Raw genomic sequence first — 17,679 nt, forward strand, 5'->3', positions numbered from 1 at the left:
ATGACCGTTCTTCCCGCCCGTCGTCTGCTCCTGGTGCACGCGCATCCGGATGACGAGTCGATCAACAACGGCGCGACCATGGCCAAGTACGCGGCCGAGGGTGCCCACGTCACGCTGGTGACCTGCACCCTCGGTGAAGAGGGCGAGATCATCCCGGTCGACCTGGCACACCTCGCCGCCGACCGCGACGACACCCTCGGCACCCACCGGATCGGTGAACTCGCCGCGGCCATGAAGGCGTTGGGCGTCCAGGACCACCGCTTCCTGGGCGGTCCGGGCAGATATCGCGACTCGGGCATGATGGGCGCCCCGCAGAACGACCGTCCCGACTGCTTCTGGCGGGCCGACCTCGACGAGGCCGCCTCCCATCTGGTGGCCGTGATCCGCGAGATCCGGCCGCAGGTCCTGGTGGCGTACGACGCCAACGGCGGCTACGGGCACCCCGACCACATCCAGGCGCACCGCGTCGCCATGCGCGCGGCGGAGCTGGCCGCGGAGCCGGTCTACCGCCGCGACCTGGGCGATCCGCACGAGGTCGGCAAGATCTACTGGAACTGCGTGCCGCGCTCGGCCCTCGAGGAGGGCTTCGCGAGACTGCGGGCGGCGGGCGAGGGCCCCTTCCCCGGCGTCGCCACCGCCGACGACGTCCCGGGCGTGGTGGCGGACACGGAGGTCTCGGCGGTGATCGACGGCACCGCGTACGCGGACGCCAAGACCGCCGCGATGCGCGCGCACGCCACCCAGATCGCGGTGGACGGACCCTTCTTCGCGCTCTCCAACGACCTGGGCCAGCCGCTGTTCGTCCGCGAGCACTACCGGCTGGTCAAGGGCGTCAAGGGCGGGCCGGGAGCGGGGCTCGAGGACGACCTGTTCGCGGGGGTGACGGCATGACGGTCACCCGTCTCGCGGGATTCGCGCTGCTCGCCGTCCTCGGGGCTCTGGTCGCCATCGCGGGCGCGGTGGTCCAAGGGCTCTGGTTCCCCGGCGGGTTGCTGCTCGCGCTGCTCGGTGTCGCGGCCGCGTGCTACGGCGGCGTCAAGGCGACCGACCGGCGGCTGGGCGGCGGTCTGCCCGCCGGGACGTGGACGCTCACGGTCCTGCTGCTCACGAGCGCGCGCCCGGAAGGGGACTTCCTCTTCGGCGCGGGCCTGGGGTCGTATGTCTTCCTGCTGGGCGGCATGTTCATCGGTGTGATGTGTGCCACCCTGCCGGTGGTCTCGCAACCGGGCGCACTCGCCGCCCGACTTGGTAAGTGACATGACGTTTACGGCGTGACGTCCCCGGGAAGGGCGCGAAGTTCCCGGGGCACCGGACGCTCCTCCGCCGACGCTCAAGGGATGCACAGGGTGCGGCCGCAGGGCGGCCGCCACGTACGCGAGCGCGGCGCCCAGTATGGTGGTGCGCGCCGCCGAGCCGCCCGCGCGAGGTCTGACGGGCGGCGGAGCTAACTGGGAGAACCTGCTTTGAGCCGTGAATCTGACAGTTCGTCCTCCGGGGCCCAGGGGGGTAGCGGCGGTGCCGCCTATCCATCGGGCACCCCGCCGTACGGATCCCGCCTGTCCCCGTCGCCGGAGACCCTTCAGGGTGGCGTCGGTGACGGTGAGGCGCATGCCGCGGCCAAGCCGGAGGATCCGAAGACCGAAACCACCCTGACGACCCGCATCCGGATCAACATCCCGGGTTCGCGACCCATTCCGCCGGTCGTCATGCGCAAGACCGTCGCCGAGGACGGTGTGCCCGGCCCCCGCTCCGGTGAGGACGACGGGGACGAGGACACCGGAGCCACGCCCCGGCCCGAGGCCGTCCGCAGCCCGGAGCTGGGCGCCGCGGCGGCCGAGGGACGCGCCGACGGCGTCAAGGACCGCGAGAGCCGCGAGAAGAGCGGCAAGGGCGGCAAGGGCGACGGCGACAAGACCAGCGACTGGTTCGCGCCGCCCCGCCGCCCCAAGGGCTCCTCGACGACCCAGGCCACCCCGCTGCCCCCGGCACCGGAGACCACCCAGCAGTTCCCCGCGCCGAACCTGGGCGGCGGAACGCAGGCCGACCTGCCGTACTTCACGGACACCCCGGGCGCCGGCCACCCCGGAGCGCCGGAGCCCAGCGGCCCGACGACCGGCCCGGTCACCGGCGAGATGCGGATGCCCGGCGCCCCGACGCGGGACGAGGACCTGCTGGCGCCGCCCGGCCCGGGCACGCCCCGGGGCTCGGGCGTCGGCCCGCTGAACGGCGCGGCCGGGCAGCCCCCGACCCCGCCCGGCGGCTCGCCGCTCGGCAGCCTCGGCGCCACCACGGGCGCGAGCCCGACCGTGCAGCCCGGCCTGGGCGGTCTCGGCGCGGACGCCGACCACTCGCCGTCGCTCTTCCGCGACCCCGAGTTCACCTCGCCCAGCGGGTCGGAGCAGGCATCCAGCGACACCCTGGTCAGCGGGGTGCCCGTGGTCCCGCCGGCCGACGGCACCTCCGGTCCGCCCGCAGGTCCCGGCCCGGCCGGACCGCCCACCGGGGACAGCGCCCCGCCGAGCAGCCCGGCGCCCAAGGCGGGCAAGGCGAAGAAGAAGGGCCGCTCCAAGCTCGTCATGCTGGGCGCCCTGGTGGTGGCCGCGGCCGGTGTCGCGTACACCGCGGGCCTGGTGATGAACCACGCGGACGTGCCCAACGGCACCACCGTCCTCGGCGTCGACATCGGCGGCTCCTCCAAGCAGGTGGCCATCGACAAGCTGGACACCGAGCTGGGCGGCCGCACCGGCGCCCCGCTGAAGGTGACCGTCGACGGCGACCAGAAGGAGATCAAGCCGTCCGTCGCGGGCCTGGCCCTGGACACCGAGGCCACCGTGCGGGACGTCGCGGGCCGCGACTACAACCCGGTGACGGTCATCGGCTCGCTCTTCGGCGGCACGCACGAGGCCGAGCCCGCCGTGACGGTCGACGAGGAGAAGCTCCGGGACGCCCTGGGGCGGCTCGCGGGCAACTCGGGCACGGCGCGCGAGGGCACGATCACGTTCAAGCCGGGCAGGGCCGTCCCCGTCTACGGCAGGGAGGGCCGGGGCCTCGACATCGACAAGGCGGTCGCGGCCGTCTCCGACGCGTACCGCGAGCGGGCCGAGACCGGCAAGGACAAGCCGGTCGACCTGCCGGTCGTCGCCAAGCGGCCGACGATCAGCAAGTCGGAGGTGGACGCGAAGATGAAGTCCTTCGCCAAGCCCGCGATGTCCGGTCTGGTGACGATCAAGACGGATGACGCGCACTCCATCCAGTTCGGCCCGGACCGTTCGCTGCCGCAGATCCTCTCCATGCGGCCGATCGGCGGCAAGCTCCAGCCGCACTTCGACCTCGCCGCGATCAAGAGGCTCTACGGCCAGACCTTCGACGGGGTGCTGATCGAGCGCGCCGACGGCAGCAAGAAGGCGGTCACCCCGCAGGAAGTGGCCATCGCCATGCGGACCGCGCTGCTGGGCACGTCGACCGCAGAGCGGACCCAGGTCATCGACACCTCGCCGAACTAGAGACGAACGCCAGGTCCGAGACGGCCCCCGCCCGGCACCGCCGGGCGGGGGCCGTGACCTTCACCCATGACATCTGTCATCTCCAGCTCACGACCACAGACACTGCCGCCGGACGGCCCCACTCGGCGAAGCTGGGGCCATGACAGCGACCACCGCACTCTCCGCCACCGGCGAGCGGGCCGACACCGCGGCCTCCCCGCCGGTGGTCGTCTTCACCGGCGTCAGCAAGAGCTACGGCACCGTGCGCGCCGTGGACAGCCTCGACCTCCACCTCCACCCGGGCGAGACCGTCGCCCTGCTGGGACCCAACGGCGCGGGCAAGTCCTCCACCCTCGATCTGCTGCTCGGACTGCGCACCCCGGACAGCGGCCGCGTCGAGGTCTTCGGCACCACCCCGCAGCAGGCCATCGCCCGCGGTCGGGTCGGCGCGATGCTGCAGAGCGGCAGCCTCATGCAGGAAGTCACCGTGCGCGAGCTGGTGCGGCTCGCCTGCGATCTGCACCCCCAAGGCCACCCGGTCGACGAGGTCCTGGAGCGGGCGGACCTCACAGAGATCGCCGGCCGCAAGGTGAGCAAGCTCTCCGGCGGCCAGGAGCAGCGGCTGCGCTTCGCGTTCGCCACCGCGGGCGCCTCCGACCTGATCGTGCTGGATGAGCCGACGACCGGGATGGACGTCTCGTCCCGGCAGTCCTTCTGGGGCTCGATGCGCGACCAGGCCCGGCAGGGCCGCACCATCCTGTTCGCCACCCACTACCTCGAAGAGGCCGACGAGATAGCCGACCGGGTGATCGTGCTGCACCGCGGCCGGGTGCTGGCGGACGGCTCGTCCGCCGAGATCAAGGAGATGGCCGGGGCCCGGCGGATCTCCTTCACCCTGGACGGCCCGCCCGACGAGGCGGCGCTGCGCGCCCTCCCCGCCCTGACCGGCCTCGACGTATCGGGGCGTACGGTACGGATGCGGTCCGCCGACGCGGACGCGACCGTGCACGCGATGTACGGACTCGGGCTCTATCCGCGCGGCCTGGAGGTCGCCGGGCTCGGCCTGGAACAGGCGTTCCTCGCCATCACCGACGCTGCCACGACACCCGAGGAGGCGTGACGATGACGACCCTGGCCAAGCTGGAGATCGTCCGCGCACTGCGCAACAAGAGGTTCATGTTCTTCACGGTCATCTACCCGTCGCTGCTCTTCCTGATGATCGCGGGCGGCTCGAAGAAGACGGACATCACCCCCGGCACCGCTCTGTCGATGCCGCTCTACTACATGGTCGCGATGGCCTCCTTCGGCGCGTTGACCGCCGCCCTGATGGGCAACAGCGAGCAGATCGCCAAGGAGCGCGAAGGCGGCTGGGTGCGGCAGCTGCGGCTCACCTCGCTGCCCGGACGCGGCTATGTGGCGGCCAAGATCGCCTCGGCCGCGGTCTCCACCCTGCCCTCCATCGTGATCGTCTTCGTCGTGGCCGCCACCGCCAAGGGCGTGCGGCTGGACGCCGCCTGGCAGTGGCTCGCGCTGACCGGCGCCATCTGGGCGGGCTCGCTCGTCTTCGCCGCCCTGGGCGTGGCCATCGGCTATCTGGCCACCGGTGACGCGGTGCGGCCCCTGACGATGATCATCTACTTCGGTCTGTCGATCCTCGGCGGCCTGTGGATGCCGATGGCCTCCTACCCGCAGTGGGTGCGGAACATCGGCGACTGGCTGCCCACCCACGCCTACGCCGCGCTCGGCCAGGCCATCGAGGTGGGCAACGCCCCGCACGCCAAGGACGTGGCACTGCTCGCCGGCTATCTGGTCCTCTTCGTGGGCGCTGCGGCCTGGCTGTACCGCAAGGACACCCGCACGACATGAACCGGCCGACCTGGTGGCGCAACGCGGCGGCCGACGACGACACGAACGCTCCGGCCATCGGCCGGAGTCCCGAGAACCGGCGGCAGGCCCTGATCAAGCTGTTGTGGATCGGGATCTGGATGGCCTACCTGGGCGCGCCGGTGAGCGACCTCGCGGAGGGCCACCACACCGTCCCCGCCACCGTGTTCGGCGCGCTCGGCCTACTGGTCTTCGTCACCATCTATCTGCTGCTGGTGTTCCGGTACACCGGCCGGAACCTGGACCAGACTGCCATCAACCGGCCGCTGGGGGCGATCTGCGCGCTCGCCGCCGTCCTCACGGTCACCCTGGGCGACGCCTGGCTGGTGCTCGCCGTCTATGTCTCCGTCGCCTTCGGCGCGGTCCTGCCGCCGCGGCTCGCCCGGTGGGCGATCCCGCTGAACACCGTCGCCATGGTGGGCGCCGGCCTGCTGGTCCGCAGCTCGCACGACCTCATGTCCGCCCTGGTCGTCCCCTCCCTGCTCGGCGGCTTCGCGATGAGCGCGGTGGGGCAGATGGTCCGTACCACCCGGGCGCTGCGCGAGGCCCGCGCCACCGTCGCCCAGCTCGCCGCCAACGAGGAGCGGCTGCGGCTCGCCCGCGATCTCCACGACCTGCTGGGCCACTCGCTCTCGCTGATCACGCTCAAGAGCGAACTGGCCGGGCGGATGCTGCCCGGCAAGCCCGAACAGGCGGCGCAGCAGGTCGCCGACATCGAACGGGTCGGCCGGCAGGCCCTGGTGGACGTGCGGGAGGCGGTGAGCGGCTTCCGCCGCCCCACCCTGGAGGCCGAGCTGGCCGGGGCCCGCACCGCGCTCGCCGCCGCGGGCATCGTCGCCGACCTGCACCGGGCCGGCGCCCACCACCCGGACCTGCCGCCCGACCAGGAGGGCGCGCTGGCCTGGGCGCTGCGCGAGGCGGTCACCAACGTGGTCCGGCACAGCGGGGCGCGCCGCTGCACCGTGGCCCTCACCGAGGTGGGCGACGAGCTGTGCCTGACCGTCACCGACGACGGCCGCGGCGCGACCGGCCCGCACGGCAACGGACTGACCGGCCTCGCCGAGCGGCTCCAGCTGGCCGACGGCCGCCTGGAGACCGGCCCGAACGACCACGGCGGCTTCACCCTCCGCGCCCTCGCCCCGCTCTCCCGGAGCGCGGATCTCGCCGTGGAGCCCGCCCCCGAGCCCTGACCGGCCGCCGCCCGATACGCGGTCGACGGAATGGGACATCGGCGCTTACGGTCGACCGGTCCTGGTCGCCAAGGCCGACGTCATTGCCCGCAACACCTTTTGGGCTTACTTGGCGGCGGAGCCGGGCACACGCTGTGCGGGCTCGATGTGCGTTTGCGCGGCGGCCTCGAGGATGGCACCGATCTCTTCAGGTCTCATCGCCGACAGCCGCTCGAAGCTGCTGCTCGTGCGCAGGGCGATGACGCCGATCAAGCAGGAGATCAGGACCTCGGCCCGGCCGACGGGATCGTCGGCTCCCTCGGCCGCGAGTCGGTTGGCGAGCGGAGATATCAGGCGGGTGCGTACTTCGTCTGCCGCGGTGGTACGCGCTTCGGCGACGTCGCTCCGGGAGAGGAGGGCCTGGACGACAGGGCCCGGCGCGCCTCTACGGTCGGCTCGGTGCAGCGCCTCCACGGTGAAGGCCCCCAGGTCGAGCGTCTCGGGCGACACGTTCACGTTCAGGCTGTCCTCGTCCACCGCCGCCCGGTACAAGGCAGCCTTGCTGCCGAAATACCGCGCGATCAGGGAGGCGTCGACGCCGGCATGCTCTCCTATGTCCCGAACGGTCACAGCCTCATATCCGTGGCGGGCGAACAGTTCGCGGGCAGCGCCGAGCAGCGCGGCCCGCGTGGCATCCGCATCACGTTGCCTGCCGCGCGTACGTTCCGTCTTCGTAGCACCGCCGCTATCCCGCCATGGGGTACATCGCCCCGCGCCGGCCCTCCGGCGACGCCGGCCATTCCAGCTTCCCCGCGGTGTCCGCCTCGTTCAGCGGCGTGTGCAGCTACGATCGACAGATCCGGTCGCGGAAGTCCGGCGTCGGCCGCCGCATGGGCGGTGGTGCCCATCGTCACCGACGAACGCCTCAGCCATGGCACGGGAGCGTAGCCCTCTCCCTGCTCGTGTCCGTGCTGTTCGCAGGCCATACGCTGGCTCCATGGCCGACCCCGACGGGCACCGCCCCATAAGAGGTATAAGAGTCCTCCTCGCCGAGGACCAGTCCATGGTGCGGGAGGCGCTGGCCGCGCTGCTCGGTCTTGAGGACGAGATCGAGGTCGTCGCCCAGGTGGCCCGCGGCGACGAGGTCGTGGACGCGGCCCGGGACCACCGGCCCGATGTCGCGCTGCTGGACATCGAGATGCCGGGGCTGAGCGGCATCGAGGCCGCCGCCGCGCTGCACCGGGCGCTGCCCGGGGTACGGATCGTGATCCTCACGACCTTCGGCCGCCCCGGCTATCTGCGCCGGGCCATGGAGTCCGGCGCGGACGCCTTCCTGGTCAAGGACGCCCCCGCCGCCCAGCTCGCGGACGCGATACGGCGGGTGCTGCGCGAGGAGCGGGTCATCGACCCGACGCTGGCCGCGGCGGCGCTGGTGGACGGGCCCAGCCCGCTGACCGCACGGGAGCGCGAGGTGCTGGGCGCCTCCGCGGACGGGTCGACCAACGCCGAGCTGGCCCGGGCGCTGGGCCTGTCGCAGGGCACGGTCCGCAACTACCTCTCCACGGCCATCCAGAAGACCGCCGCCCGCAACCGGGCCGACGCGGTCCGCATCGCCCGCGACAAGGGCTGGCTTTGACCGGACGCTCGGTCAGTTGAGCCGCGCCCGGGCCGCGTGCGCCTGGCGCCGTACCGCCTCCGCCGCCTCCGGCTCCATCATGGCCACCACCTCCGCGTAACTCTCCAGCTCCCGCGCCCCCGTGAGGAAGTCGCCGCGCTCCACCAGCAGCTGCGCCCGCTCGTAGCGCAGCCGCGCGGGGTGGCTGGGCAGCAGCAGCGCCAGCTCGACAGCCCACAGCTGGACGTCGGTGCGTTCGGGGCGGGCGGCGGCCCAGGCGCGGACGTTGTTGAGGATGCGCAGCATGATGTCCAGCGGATCGGCCGGGCCCAGCACCGACGGCTCCGGCGGTTCGCCGGTCACCCCCGACACCAGCAGCGCCGCGTCCTGGCCGGACAGCCTCCGGCCGCCGTCGAACGGGTCGGCCAGCACATGCTCCCCGTACGGATCGCCGAAGCCGACCACGAAGTGGCCCGGCAGCGCGACCCCGTACACCGGTGCGCCCGCCCGCCGCGCGACCTCCATCCACACCAGGGACAGCAGGATCGGCAGCCCCCGGCGGCGCCGCAGCACCTGGTGCAGCAGCGAGGACTCCAGCCGCCGGTAGTCGGCCGCGGAGCCCCGGAAGCCGTACCGCTCGCCGAGGACCCGGGCGAGCGCGTCGGCCCAGGCGGCGGGGCCGCCGGGGGCGAACGGGACCTCACCGGCCAGCCGGTCGAGTTCGATCTGCGCCTCGTCGATTCCGGCCTCGTCCAGCCCGTCGTCGGCCTCCATGCCCATCAGCAGGCACAGCAGGGCCAGGTCGGGACGCTCCTCGCGGGCCGCGTCGGCGAACCTCCGGCGCGGTGACGTCTCGTCGGCGTCGTTCATGTCGTTCTTGTCGTCCATGTCGTTCACGCACTGTCGGTGCTGGGCGCGCGCCAGTGGTGGTAGCTGTGGTGGAGGGTGAACCCCATGCCGTCGTAGAGGGCGTGGGCGTCGCCGTTGTCCGTCTCGACCTGGAGGTACGCGGCCGAGGCGCCCTCGTCCAGGGCGGTGCGGGCCAGCGCGGTCATCACGGCCCGGGCCAGGCCCTGCCGGCGCCGCTCCGGGGCGGTCTCCATCGCCGCGAACCCGGCCCAGCGGCCGTCCACCACACAGCGCCCGATCGCGTCCGGGGCCTCTTCTGCCGACTCGCCGCCGCGTATCGTCGCGAACCACACCGACGGGCCGCCGGAGAGCACCGACAGCGCCTCGGGGGTGGGCCGGGAGGAGCGCTGGTAGCGGGCCAGCCAGTCGTCGTCGATCCGCCGGGAGAGCGTCACCGCCGAGACGTCGGCGTCCTGGTCGGCGATCGGGGCCAGGGCCGCGATGCGCACCTGCGCGGAGACCTCCCGGATCCAGCCGCGCGCCTCAAGCTCCGCGGCCAGCACCTCCTGGGTGCCCTCGGCGCCCGTGCTGACCTGGATGTACGCGGGCAGCCCGCGCTCGGCGTACCATGCGGTCACCCGGCGCAGCGCCTCGTCGAGCCCGCAGCCGGGGTCGCCGAGCGGCAGGACGGAGTTGGCGCGGCGGGTGAACCCGCCGGACGCGCGCAGCTCCCAGTCGCCCAGCCGCTCGCTCGTCGCGGGTGGCCAGCCGCGCGCGGCGACCCGGTCCAGCTCGCGCGCGTTCGCCGCCGGGCCCCGGCGGCGGGCCGGTGCGGCGGGCACCACCTTGCCCGCGACCAGCGACGACTCCTCGATCCGGACGGACTCCCCGGTGCGTCGAGTGATGTGCAGCACACCTTCGGTCCACGATGTGAGAACGCCGACCACGTCGGTGAACTTGTCCGGGCCGCTCAAGTCGTCCGTAAGCATCCTCACCGACACTCGTTTCTGCACGTCAGCGGGGGTGATACGGACCTCGAGCCGTCCGCCGGTGGTGAAATCCACTGCTCTGCCAACCCCTCATGTGCGTCTGGTGCCCAGGAACGGAGATACTAGGTGCGGGCATCGACGACGCCGCGCTCCCGCGCGATACAGCCCTAAGAGGAGGAACGACAGCGTGACCTACGTCATCGCGCAGCCTTGTGTCGACCTGAAGGACAAGGCGTGCATCGAGGAGTGCCCCGTCGACTGTATCTACGAGGGCCAGCGGTCCTTGTACATCCACCCGGACGAATGCGTCGACTGCGGGGCCTGTGAGCCGGTCTGCCCGGTCGAGGCGATCTTCTACGAGGACGACACTCCGGAAGAGTGGAAGGACTACTACAAGGCGAACGTCGAGTTCTTCGACGAGCTCGGTTCGCCCGGCGGTGCGAGCAAGCTCGGCCTGATCGAGCGCGACCACCCCTTCATCGCCGCGCTTCCGCCGCAGGAGCACGACGAGTGACCCTGCCCGGGCATTGAGCCCCGGCGCGGCCTTCGGTCCCGTATGGCATGTGGCCTGCGGGACCGGGCTGTTCCCGGGCTTCCACCCCGGGATGTTCCGAAGAAAGCGAGCCACCCCGTGCCACCCGTCTCCGCCCGCCTCCCGGTCTTCCCCTGGGACCGGCTCGAACCGTACAAGGCGACCGCCGCCGCCCATCCGGACGGCATCGTCGACCTCTCGGTGGGCACCCCCGTCGACCCGGTCCCCGAGCTGATCCGCACCGCGCTGGCCGGCGCCGCGGACAGCCCCGGCTATCCGACCGTCTGGGGCACCCCCGCGCTGCGGGACGCGCTGACCGGCTGGGTCGAGCGGCGGCTGGGCGCGGAGGGCGTCACCCACACCCAGGTGCTGCCCGTGGTCGGTTCGAAGGAGCTGGTGGCCTGGCTGCCGACGCAGCTCGGTCTCGGCCCCGGCGACAAGGTCGCCTTCCCGCGGCTCGCCTACCCGACGTACGAGGTGGGCGCGCGGCTCGCGGGCGCCGAACCGGTGCCGTACGACGCGGAGACATTTGCGGCCGGCGCCGCGGGGACGGAGCTGGACCCGGCGGGGCTGAAGCTGCTGTGGCTGAACTCGCCGTCCAACCCCACCGGCCGCGTGCTGTCGAAGGACGAGCTGCGGGCCGCGGTCGAGTGGGCCAGGGCGCACGGGGTGCTGCTGGTCAGCGACGAGTGCTATCTGGAGCTGGGCTGGGAGGCGGACCCGATGTCCGTCCTGCACCCGGAGATCTCCGGCGGGCGCTTCGACGGGCTGGTCGCGGTCCACTCGCTGTCCAAGCGGTCCAACCTGGCGGGCTACCGCGCGGCGTTCCTCGCCGGTGACGAGAGCGTGCTCGGCGAACTGCTGAAGATCCGCAAGCACGGCGGGATGATCGTGCCCGCGCCGGTGCAGGCCGCGACGGTCGCCGCGCTCGGCGACGACAAGCACGTCGCGGAGCAGCGCGCGGCTTACGAGGCGCGGCGGGCCGCGCTGCGCGGTGCGCTGGAGGGGTACGGCTTCCGCATCGAGCACAGCGAGGCGTCGCTGTACCTGTGGGCGACCCGCGACGAGCCGTGCTGGGACACCGTCGGCGCGCTGGCCGAGCTGGGCATCCTGGTGGCGCCCGGCGAGTTCTACGGCCCGGCGGGCGGGGGGTACGTCCGCGTCGCGTTCACCGCGACGGACGAGCGCGTGGCGGCCGCGGTCCGCCGCCTGGCCGCCTGACGACGACCGCGAGGGTGCCCCCGGCCGCCGTGGCGGCCGGGGGCACCCGGCGTTTCAGCCCATCGGCTCATCAGCCGATCAGCCCAGCAGCGGGAGGCCCTTCATCGAGGGCAGGCCCTTGATCGGCAGCTCGTCGGTCTGCTGCGGGGTGCTGGGGGCGGCCTGCTGCGGCGCCGGGGCGGCGACCGGAGCCGGTGCCGGGGCCGTGGCGGGCGCCGGGAGCGGAGCCGGGGCGGGGCGCACCGGGGCGCCCTTGGCGTGGAGGCCCTTGCCCTTGGCCAGGCCCTTGCTCATGCCCGCCATCTTGCCCTTGGCGTGCAGACCGCCCTTGCCCTTGGCGTGGGCGCCGCCCTTGCCCTTCCCCTTGCTGTCCTCGGCGGCGTGGGCCACGGCCTGGCTCTTGGCCGGGGCGGCCTTCGCCGCCGTGGCGGGCTTGGCGGGCTTGGCGGGCGCGGACGTGGCCGGGGCGGTCTGCGCCGGAGTGACCTTCGCCGGGAGAAGCTCCTTGACGGTCCGCCCGGCCTGCTGCGAGGCGCTGTCGGCCAGCTCACCGACGGAGGAGGGGTCCAGCGCGCTCAGCCCGCCCAGCTTGGGAGTGTGCGGAAGGGCCGGATCCGCCGCACTCGCGGCGCCGGCGGCACCGACCACGGGGGTCGCGCTCGCTGCGACCAGCAGCGCGGTCCGGGCGATCCGACGCGTGAGAGGGAGGGACATGGTTCTCCTTTGACGGGGGGACATATGGCGTGAAGTGTCCAGCGATCGGACGCAGTGAATACCGCGTGAGCCGCCCGAAGGTTGCGGTACGTCAAGGTAAAGAATTGATAATGCGTCGCATTATCCGTTTACGCACAAAACATGCGTCCACAACGACAGCTCAACGCCCCGTCAACCGTGCTGAGCTGCGACGATCTATCCCGTTATCGCGTGAGGGCGAGCCGTATGTCCGACCCGGAACTCTTGTCGGACGTGCGCCAGCCGTCCCCTGAATTCCGCGCGCTCCATACGTGCTTGCCGTAAGAGACCCGTTCGATGCGTAACTCGTCCGAGTGAGCCACCGCCCAATACGCCAGCTCCCAGGCGCGCTCCGTCCGGCCGCCCCGGGCCGAGGTGTCGGCCACCGGCACCAGCACCTCCCGCGGGGTCGCCGCGTGCCTGCCGCCGCCCTGTCCCGCCGCGGCCGGCCGCGACCGGACGTCCGCCCCGAACTCCCGCTTCAGCGCCGCCTGGACACGCGCCGGATCGCCCGTCTTGCCGTCGTCCGGCGGGCCCGGGCAGCTGAAGGCGGCCGCCGCACGCCCGGTGAGGGTGGCGGTCAGCACCACGGCCTCCGTCTCGTGCTTCGCGTACGCCTGCGGGAAACCGCTGTACTGCACCCGCTGCGCGGCCACCGTGAGCGGCAGCCGCGAGTAACCGGGCACCTTCACCAGGTGGTCGTAGAACTTCGCGGCCGCGTACACCGGATCCTGGATCTGCCGTGCCGTCCCCCAGCCCTGCGACGGGCGTTGCTGGAACAGGCCGAGCGAATCCCGGTCGCCGTGGGTGATGTTGCGCAGCCCCGACTCCTGGAGCGCGGTGGCGAGCGCGATGGTGACGGCCCGTTCCGGGAGCCCGCGGGAGGCGGCCACGGCCTCGATCGTGGCGGCGTTCACGGCCTGTTCGGGGTCGAGCAGCACATCGCCGCCCTCCGCCCGCGCGACGCAGCGCGGCGGCCCGCTGCCACCGGTCAGCACATGGACCGATACGTACGCGGCGAGCCCCAGCAGTACGGCACACGCGACCGCGGCTCGGAGCAGGCGGGGACGGCTGGAGAAGACGGACCGGGGCACGCGGCACACGTTACTGGGTGGCTCGGACGCCGGTGCCGCACAGGGCCAGGGGGTGGGGAAGGCCACGCGCCCGAGTCCGGGAGAGGGCCGCCGGAACGGAACGGCTAGGGTCGCGGGTATGGAACACCCAGCACTCGACCTGTCCCTGGACGCGGCCCGGCTCACCGCCTGGCTCGTCGACTTCCCCTCGGTCAGCGGCGACGAGAAGGCGCTCGCCGACGCCGTCGAGCAGGCCCTGCGCGCCCTGCCGCACCTGACCGTCGACCGGGACGGGGACGCCGTCGTCGCCCGCACGAACCTGGGGCGTGCCGAACGGGTCGTGCTGGCCGGGCACCTCGACACCGTGCCGATCGCCGACAACGTGCCGTCCCGGCTGGACGAGGACGGCACGCTGTGGGGCTGCGGCACCTCCGACATGAAGTCCGGCGTCGCCGTGCAGCTGCGCGTCGCCGCGACCGTGCCCGAGCCCAACCGCGATCTCACCTTCGTCTTCTACGACCACGAGGAGGTCGCCGCGGAGCTGAACGGCCTGAAGCGGCTGGCCGAGCACCACCCGGAGTGGCTGGCCGCCGACTTCGCCGTGCTGCTGGAGGGCACCGAGGGCAAGGTCGAGGGCGGCTGCCAGGGCACCCTGCGGGTGCGGGTGACCACGGGCGGGCACCGCTCCCACTCCGCGCGCAGCTGGCTCGGCGAGAACGCCATCCACAAGGCCGCCCCGATCCTCGACCGGCTGGCCGGATACCGGCCGCGGCACGTGGACATCGACGGGCTCACCTACCGCGAGGGGCTGAACGCGGTGGGCATCGAGGGCGGGATCGCGGGCAACGTCATCCCCGACGCCTGCACCGTGACCGTGAACTACCGCTTCGCCCCTGACCGTTCCGAGGCGGAGGCGCTCGCCCACGTCCGCGAGGTCTTCGACGGCTTCGACGTGACCGCCACCGACTCCGCGCCCGGCGCCCTGCCCGGTCTCTCCCACCCGTCGGCCGCCGCCTTCGTGGCGGCGATCGGCGGCGAGGCGGCCCCCAAGTTCGGCTGGACCGACGTCGCCCGCTTCTCGTCGCTCGGCGTGCCCGCCGTCAATTACGGCCCGGGCGACCCGAAGCTGGCCCACACCCGCGAGGAGCACGTGGACACCGCGCTGATCCTGGAGGCCGAGGAGCGGCTGCGGGTCTGGCTGACCGCCTGAGCCGCCTCGGGCCACCGAGACCCCGGGGTCGAACGCCGTCGTCCGCTTCTCCGCAGATCAGAGAACAGATGAGCGTGGCGCGGATTTCGGCTTTTCGCCGCCCGGTGGGCCTACGCTGAACGACAGATCTTTGGCAGATCTTGGCGAAGGGAGCACACAGATGGGCAACGCCGAGGAAGAGCGAGCGCTGCACGAGCAGCGTCTGGGCCCGGTCGTGCGCCGTCGCCACCAGATGCGGCCGGGCACGACCGATCAGCGGCTGCTGGACACCCAGGGGGCCACCCACTGGGTGCACGAGGACCCGTTCCGGGTCATGCGCATCCAGTCGGAGTTCGTCGAGGGCTTCGGCACGCTGGCCGAACTCGGACGGGCGGTGAGCGTGTTCGGCTCCGCCCGCACGCCCGAGGGGTCACCGGAGTACGAGGCCGGGGTGAAGATCGGGCGGGCCCTGGCCGAGGCCGGGTTCGGGGTGATCACCGGTGGCGGTCCCGGCGCGATGGAGGCCGCCAACCGCGGCGCGGTCGAGGCGGGCGGCGTCTCCGTCGGCCTCGGCATCGAACTGCCGTACGAACAGGGGCTGAATCCGTACGTCGACATCGGCGTGAACTTCCGCTACTTCTTTGTCCGAAAAACAATGTTTGTCAAGTATGCTCAAGGATTTGTCGTTCTGCCGGGCGGACTCGGCACCCTCGACGAATGCTTCGAGGCTCTGACCCTGGTGCAGACGAAGAAGGTGACCCAGTTCCCGATCGTCCTCTACGGCAGCTCCTACTGGGGCGGCCTGGTCGACTGGCTGGAGAACACGCTGATCGCCGAGGGCAAGGCGTCCCCGCAGGACCTGGAGCTGTTCCACCTCACCGACGACATCGACGAGGTGGTCGACCTGGTGACCAAGGAGTCCGGCTGACCGCCCCCGGGGCGTGATCGGGCCGGTGCCTCATCAGGCCAGTCCCCGGCGGGCGACCGCCGGGGGCCGGTGGCCCGCGATGGACGACACCATGTCCAGCACCTGACGGGTTTCGGCCACCTCGTGCACCCGGTAGACCTGGGCGCCCAGCCAGGCGGAGACCGCGGTCGTCGCGAGCGTGCCGATCACCCGCTCCTTGACCGGGCGGTCCAGCGTCTCGCCCACGAAGTCCTTGTTGGACAGCGAGACCAGCACCGGCCAGCCGGTCTCCCTCAGCTCCCCGAGCCGCCGGGTGGCCTCCAGCGAGTGGCGGGTGTTCTTCCCGAAGTCATGACCCGGGTCGATCATGATCCCGTCGCGCCGGACGCCCAGCTCGGCCGCGCGCTCCGCGAGCCCCAGGGTGACCCGCAGGATGTCCGCCACCACGTCGTCGTAGCCGATCCGGTGCGGCCGGGTGCGCGGGTCGGCCCCGCCCGCGTGCGTACAGACCAGCCCGGCGCCGTACCGGGCGGCGACCTCGGCCAGCTTGGGGTCGACCCCGCCCCAGGCGTCGTTGAGCACGTCCGCGCCCGCCGCGCAGACCGCCTCGCCGACCTCGTGCCGCCAGGTGTCCACGCTGATCACCACGTCCGGATGGCGCCGCCGCACCTCGGCCACGAAGCCGACCGTGCGCCGCGCCTCCTCGGCGGCGCTCACCTCGTCCCCGGGACCGGCCTTCACCCCGCCGATGTCGATGATCGCCGCGCCGTCCGCGACGGCCTGCTCGACGCGGGTGAGCGCGGGCTCGTCGCGGAATGTCGCACCCTGGTCGTAGAACGAGTCGGGTGTCCGGTTGACGATCGCCATGATTACTCGCTCGTTCTCGTCGAACTCGCGTCGGCCCAGCCGCAGCATGCGTACTTCCTCTCAGGTGTCCGGCAGCGACGATAACTGTCAGTGGGGCATGGCACGATCGGGTCAGACAGTTGACGGGGGCCGGCGTCGCGCGCGACGTCATGGCCGACCGCCCTAGCCGAGGAGAACGATCACCGTGTTTCTGTTCTTGCTGATCACGCTGGTCGTCGTGGTCGGCGCAGTCACCCTCGCCGTCGTCGGCGGCGGTGACGGGGGCCAGCTGTCCGAGGCGCCGCCCGACCGGCTGGACGACCCGCTGCCCGCCGACCGCCCGCTGGACCGGGAGGACATCGAGGCGCTGCGGCTGCCGATGACGCTGCGCGGCTACCGGATGGCGGACGTGGACGACGTGCTGGGGCGGCTCGGCGCCGAGCTGGCCGAGCGGGACGCCCGGATCGCGGAGCTGGAGGCGGCCCTGGCGGGCGCGCGGCCCCCGGGATTCGGGGACGGCAAGCCGGCCGAGGGCCTGGGGGACTACCCGCCGGAGTACCCGGCGGACTTCGAGGGGAGCGGATCGTGAGCGGTCAGGGGACGGTTGCCGGAGCGGACGGCCTGGCGCGCTGTCCGTGGGGGCTGGAGTCCGAGTCCATGGCGGACTACCGGGTGTACCACGACACGGAGTGGGGGCGCCCGGTCCGCGGCGACGACGCGCTGTACGAGCGGATCTGCCTGGAGGCGTTCCAGTCCGGGCTGTCCTGGATCACGATCCTGCGCCGCCGGGAGGGGTTCCGGGCCGCCTTCGCCGACTTCCGGATCAAGGCGGTCGCGGAGTTCACCGAGGCCGACGAGCAGCGGCTGCTCGCCGACCCCGGCATCATCCGCAACCGGGCCAAGATCGCGGCCACGATCGGCAACGCCCGGGCCGCGGCGGAGCTGGCCGAGGGCGAGCTGGACGAGCTGATCTGGTCCCACGCCCCCGACCCCGCCACCCGCCCGGTCCCGCGCACCTTCGCCGACGTCCCGGCGATCACCCCGGAGTCCACGGCGCTCAGCAAAGCGCTGAAGAAGCGCGGCTTCCGCTTCGTCGGGCCCACCACGGCCTACGCGCTGATGCAGGCGTGCGGCCTGGTCAACGACCACCTGGCCGACTGCCACGTCCGCGACCGCGTCTGAGCCCGGGCC

19 protein-coding genes and 1 pseudogene are annotated in these 17,679 nt (G+C 72.7%); 13 read left to right on the top strand and 7 right to left on the bottom strand.

Annotated features, from left to right (window positions below; translation table 11 throughout):
• From mshB to ACH4SI_RS09515, 6 genes are all read left to right on the top strand, one after another.
• Positions 1 to 891: an N-acetyl-1-D-myo-inositol-2-amino-2-deoxy-alpha-D-glucopyranoside deacetylase gene (mshB, locus tag ACH4SI_RS09490; RefSeq protein ID WP_398294483.1), complete on the top strand. Its 891-nt coding sequence runs from the start codon at positions 1 to 3 to the stop codon at positions 889 to 891.
• The gene (locus tag ACH4SI_RS09495; protein ID WP_398294485.1) at positions 888 to 1,256 is read left to right on the top strand and encodes a DUF6113 family protein; all 369 of its coding nucleotides are present in this window, start codon (positions 888 to 890) and stop codon (positions 1,254 to 1,256) included. The genes mshB and ACH4SI_RS09495 overlap by 4 nt, the downstream gene beginning before the upstream one ends.
• Before the next feature lie 450 nt (positions 1,257 to 1,706).
• Complete coding sequence (locus ACH4SI_RS09500; RefSeq protein ID WP_398294487.1) at positions 1,707 to 3,503, top strand: hypothetical protein; 1,797 nt, start codon at positions 1,707 to 1,709, stop codon at positions 3,501 to 3,503.
• Between the two features lie 139 nt (positions 3,504 to 3,642).
• The gene (locus ACH4SI_RS09505) at positions 3,643 to 4,602 is read left to right on the top strand and encodes an ABC transporter ATP-binding protein (RefSeq protein WP_398294489.1); all 960 of its coding nucleotides are present in this window, start codon (positions 3,643 to 3,645) and stop codon (positions 4,600 to 4,602) included.
• 2 nt (positions 4,603 to 4,604) lie between these two features.
• Positions 4,605 to 5,348 carry an ABC transporter permease gene (locus ACH4SI_RS09510; protein ID WP_398295208.1) on the top strand — a complete coding sequence of 248 codons (744 nt, stop codon included), beginning with the start codon at positions 4,605 to 4,607 and terminating at the stop codon, positions 5,346 to 5,348.
• Positions 5,345 to 6,556, top strand: a complete 1,212-nt coding sequence (locus ACH4SI_RS09515) for a sensor histidine kinase (RefSeq protein ID WP_398294491.1) — start codon at positions 5,345 to 5,347, stop codon at positions 6,554 to 6,556. Before ACH4SI_RS09510 ends, ACH4SI_RS09515 begins: the two co-directional genes overlap by 4 nt.
• Positions 6,557 to 6,661: 105 nt before the next feature.
• On the opposite strand, the gene ACH4SI_RS09520 is transcribed toward ACH4SI_RS09515, so the two are convergent.
• Positions 6,662 to 7,213: a TetR family transcriptional regulator gene (locus ACH4SI_RS09520; RefSeq protein WP_398295210.1), complete on the bottom strand. Its 552-nt coding sequence runs from the start codon at positions 7,211 to 7,213 to the stop codon at positions 6,662 to 6,664.
• Positions 7,214 to 7,280: 67 nt separating this feature from the next.
• Positions 7,281 to 7,401: pseudogene (locus tag ACH4SI_RS09525) on the bottom strand (XRE family transcriptional regulator); the annotation flags it as partial.
• 131 nt (positions 7,402 to 7,532) lie between these two features.
• On the opposite strand from ACH4SI_RS09525, the gene ACH4SI_RS09530 reads away from it, so the two are divergent.
• Entirely contained in the window at positions 7,533 to 8,171 is a 639-nt protein-coding gene (locus ACH4SI_RS09530; RefSeq protein WP_398294493.1) for a response regulator, read from the top strand.
• Positions 8,172 to 8,183: 12 nt separating this feature from the next.
• Here ACH4SI_RS09530 and ACH4SI_RS09535 read toward each other — a convergent pair whose 3' ends face one another.
• Both ACH4SI_RS09535 and ACH4SI_RS09540 read right to left on the bottom strand, forming a co-directional pair.
• Positions 8,184 to 9,038, bottom strand: a complete 855-nt coding sequence (locus tag ACH4SI_RS09535) for a transglutaminase-like domain-containing protein (protein ID WP_398295213.1) — start codon at positions 9,036 to 9,038, stop codon at positions 8,184 to 8,186.
• A 5-nt stretch (positions 9,039 to 9,043) separates the two neighbouring features.
• The gene (locus tag ACH4SI_RS09540; protein ID WP_398294495.1) at positions 9,044 to 10,063 is read right to left on the bottom strand and encodes a GNAT family N-acetyltransferase; all 1,020 of its coding nucleotides are present in this window, start codon (positions 10,061 to 10,063) and stop codon (positions 9,044 to 9,046) included.
• Between the two features lie 112 nt (positions 10,064 to 10,175).
• Here ACH4SI_RS09540 and fdxA point away from each other — a divergent pair, with 112 nt between their 5' ends.
• On the top strand, positions 10,176 to 10,502 hold the full coding sequence (fdxA, locus tag ACH4SI_RS09545) for a ferredoxin (RefSeq protein WP_014054705.1): 327 nt from the start codon (positions 10,176 to 10,178) through the stop codon (positions 10,500 to 10,502).
• 117 nt (positions 10,503 to 10,619) lie between these two features.
• Complete coding sequence (gene dapC / locus ACH4SI_RS09550) at positions 10,620 to 11,741, top strand: succinyldiaminopimelate transaminase (RefSeq protein ID WP_398294497.1); 1,122 nt, start codon at positions 10,620 to 10,622, stop codon at positions 11,739 to 11,741.
• Between the two features lie 78 nt (positions 11,742 to 11,819).
• Here dapC and ACH4SI_RS09555 read toward each other — a convergent pair whose 3' ends face one another.
• Both ACH4SI_RS09555 and ACH4SI_RS09560 read right to left on the bottom strand, forming a co-directional pair.
• Entirely contained in the window at positions 11,820 to 12,455 is a 636-nt protein-coding gene (locus ACH4SI_RS09555) for an ATP-binding protein (protein ID WP_398294499.1), read from the bottom strand.
• Between the two features lie 203 nt (positions 12,456 to 12,658).
• Positions 12,659 to 13,576, bottom strand: coding sequence for a hypothetical protein (locus ACH4SI_RS09560; protein WP_398294501.1), 918 nt, complete (start codon positions 13,574 to 13,576; stop codon positions 12,659 to 12,661).
• Between the two features lie 109 nt (positions 13,577 to 13,685).
• On the opposite strand from ACH4SI_RS09560, the gene dapE reads away from it, so the two are divergent.
• Together dapE and ACH4SI_RS09570 are read left to right on the top strand one after the other, a co-directional pair.
• On the top strand, positions 13,686 to 14,756 hold the full coding sequence (dapE, locus tag ACH4SI_RS09565; RefSeq protein ID WP_398294503.1) for a succinyl-diaminopimelate desuccinylase: 1,071 nt from the start codon (positions 13,686 to 13,688) through the stop codon (positions 14,754 to 14,756).
• A 160-nt stretch (positions 14,757 to 14,916) separates the two neighbouring features.
• Positions 14,917 to 15,663 carry a TIGR00730 family Rossman fold protein gene (locus ACH4SI_RS09570; protein WP_398294505.1) on the top strand — a complete coding sequence of 249 codons (747 nt, stop codon included), beginning with the start codon at positions 14,917 to 14,919 and terminating at the stop codon, positions 15,661 to 15,663.
• A 33-nt stretch (positions 15,664 to 15,696) separates the two neighbouring features.
• Here the strand turns inward: ACH4SI_RS09570 and folP are convergent, their stop codons facing one another.
• On the bottom strand, positions 15,697 to 16,557 hold the full coding sequence (gene folP / locus ACH4SI_RS09575) for a dihydropteroate synthase (RefSeq protein WP_398294507.1): 861 nt from the start codon (positions 16,555 to 16,557) through the stop codon (positions 15,697 to 15,699).
• 136 nt (positions 16,558 to 16,693) lie between these two features.
• On the opposite strand from folP, the gene ACH4SI_RS09580 reads away from it, so the two are divergent.
• The gene (locus ACH4SI_RS09580) at positions 16,694 to 17,077 is read left to right on the top strand and encodes a DivIVA domain-containing protein (RefSeq protein ID WP_398294509.1); all 384 of its coding nucleotides are present in this window, start codon (positions 16,694 to 16,696) and stop codon (positions 17,075 to 17,077) included.
• Positions 17,074 to 17,670 carry a DNA-3-methyladenine glycosylase I gene (locus tag ACH4SI_RS09585; protein ID WP_398294511.1) on the top strand — a complete coding sequence of 199 codons (597 nt, stop codon included), beginning with the start codon at positions 17,074 to 17,076 and terminating at the stop codon, positions 17,668 to 17,670. The genes ACH4SI_RS09580 and ACH4SI_RS09585 overlap by 4 nt, the downstream gene beginning before the upstream one ends.
• Positions 17,671 to 17,679 lie beyond the last annotated feature (9 nt).

Source organism: Streptomyces sp. NPDC021212 (genome assembly GCF_044332925.1).
Lineage (GTDB): Bacteria > Actinomycetota > Actinomycetes > Streptomycetales > Streptomycetaceae > Streptomyces.

What these genes read in the sequence shown, in the direction of transcription:
- mshB (WP_398294483.1), top strand. Translation starts at nt 1, where the DNA reads ATGACCGTTCTTCCCGCCCGTCGTCTGCTCCTGGTGCACGCGCATCCG.
- ACH4SI_RS09495 (WP_398294485.1), top strand. Translation starts at nt 888, where the DNA reads ATGACGGTCACCCGTCTCGCGGGATTCGCGCTGCTCGCCGTCCTCGGG.
- ACH4SI_RS09500 (WP_398294487.1), top strand. Translation starts at nt 1,707, where the DNA reads ATGCGCAAGACCGTCGCCGAGGACGGTGTGCCCGGCCCCCGCTCCGGT.
- ACH4SI_RS09505 (WP_398294489.1), top strand. Translation starts at nt 3,643, where the DNA reads ATGACAGCGACCACCGCACTCTCCGCCACCGGCGAGCGGGCCGACACC.
- ACH4SI_RS09510 (WP_398295208.1), top strand. Translation starts at nt 4,605, where the DNA reads ATGACGACCCTGGCCAAGCTGGAGATCGTCCGCGCACTGCGCAACAAG.
- ACH4SI_RS09515 (WP_398294491.1), top strand. Translation starts at nt 5,345, where the DNA reads ATGAACCGGCCGACCTGGTGGCGCAACGCGGCGGCCGACGACGACACG.
- ACH4SI_RS09530 (WP_398294493.1), top strand. Translation starts at nt 7,533, where the DNA reads ATGGCCGACCCCGACGGGCACCGCCCCATAAGAGGTATAAGAGTCCTC.
- ACH4SI_RS09535 (WP_398295213.1), bottom strand. Translation starts at nt 9,038, where the DNA reads ATGGACGACAAGAACGACATGAACGACGCCGACGAGACGTCACCGCGC.
- ACH4SI_RS09555 (WP_398294499.1), bottom strand. Translation starts at nt 12,455, where the DNA reads ATGTCCCTCCCTCTCACGCGTCGGATCGCCCGGACCGCGCTGCTGGTC.
- dapE (WP_398294503.1), top strand. Translation starts at nt 13,686, where the DNA reads ATGGAACACCCAGCACTCGACCTGTCCCTGGACGCGGCCCGGCTCACC.
- ACH4SI_RS09570 (WP_398294505.1), top strand. Translation starts at nt 14,917, where the DNA reads ATGGGCAACGCCGAGGAAGAGCGAGCGCTGCACGAGCAGCGTCTGGGC.
- folP (WP_398294507.1), bottom strand. Translation starts at nt 16,557, where the DNA reads ATGCTGCGGCTGGGCCGACGCGAGTTCGACGAGAACGAGCGAGTAATC.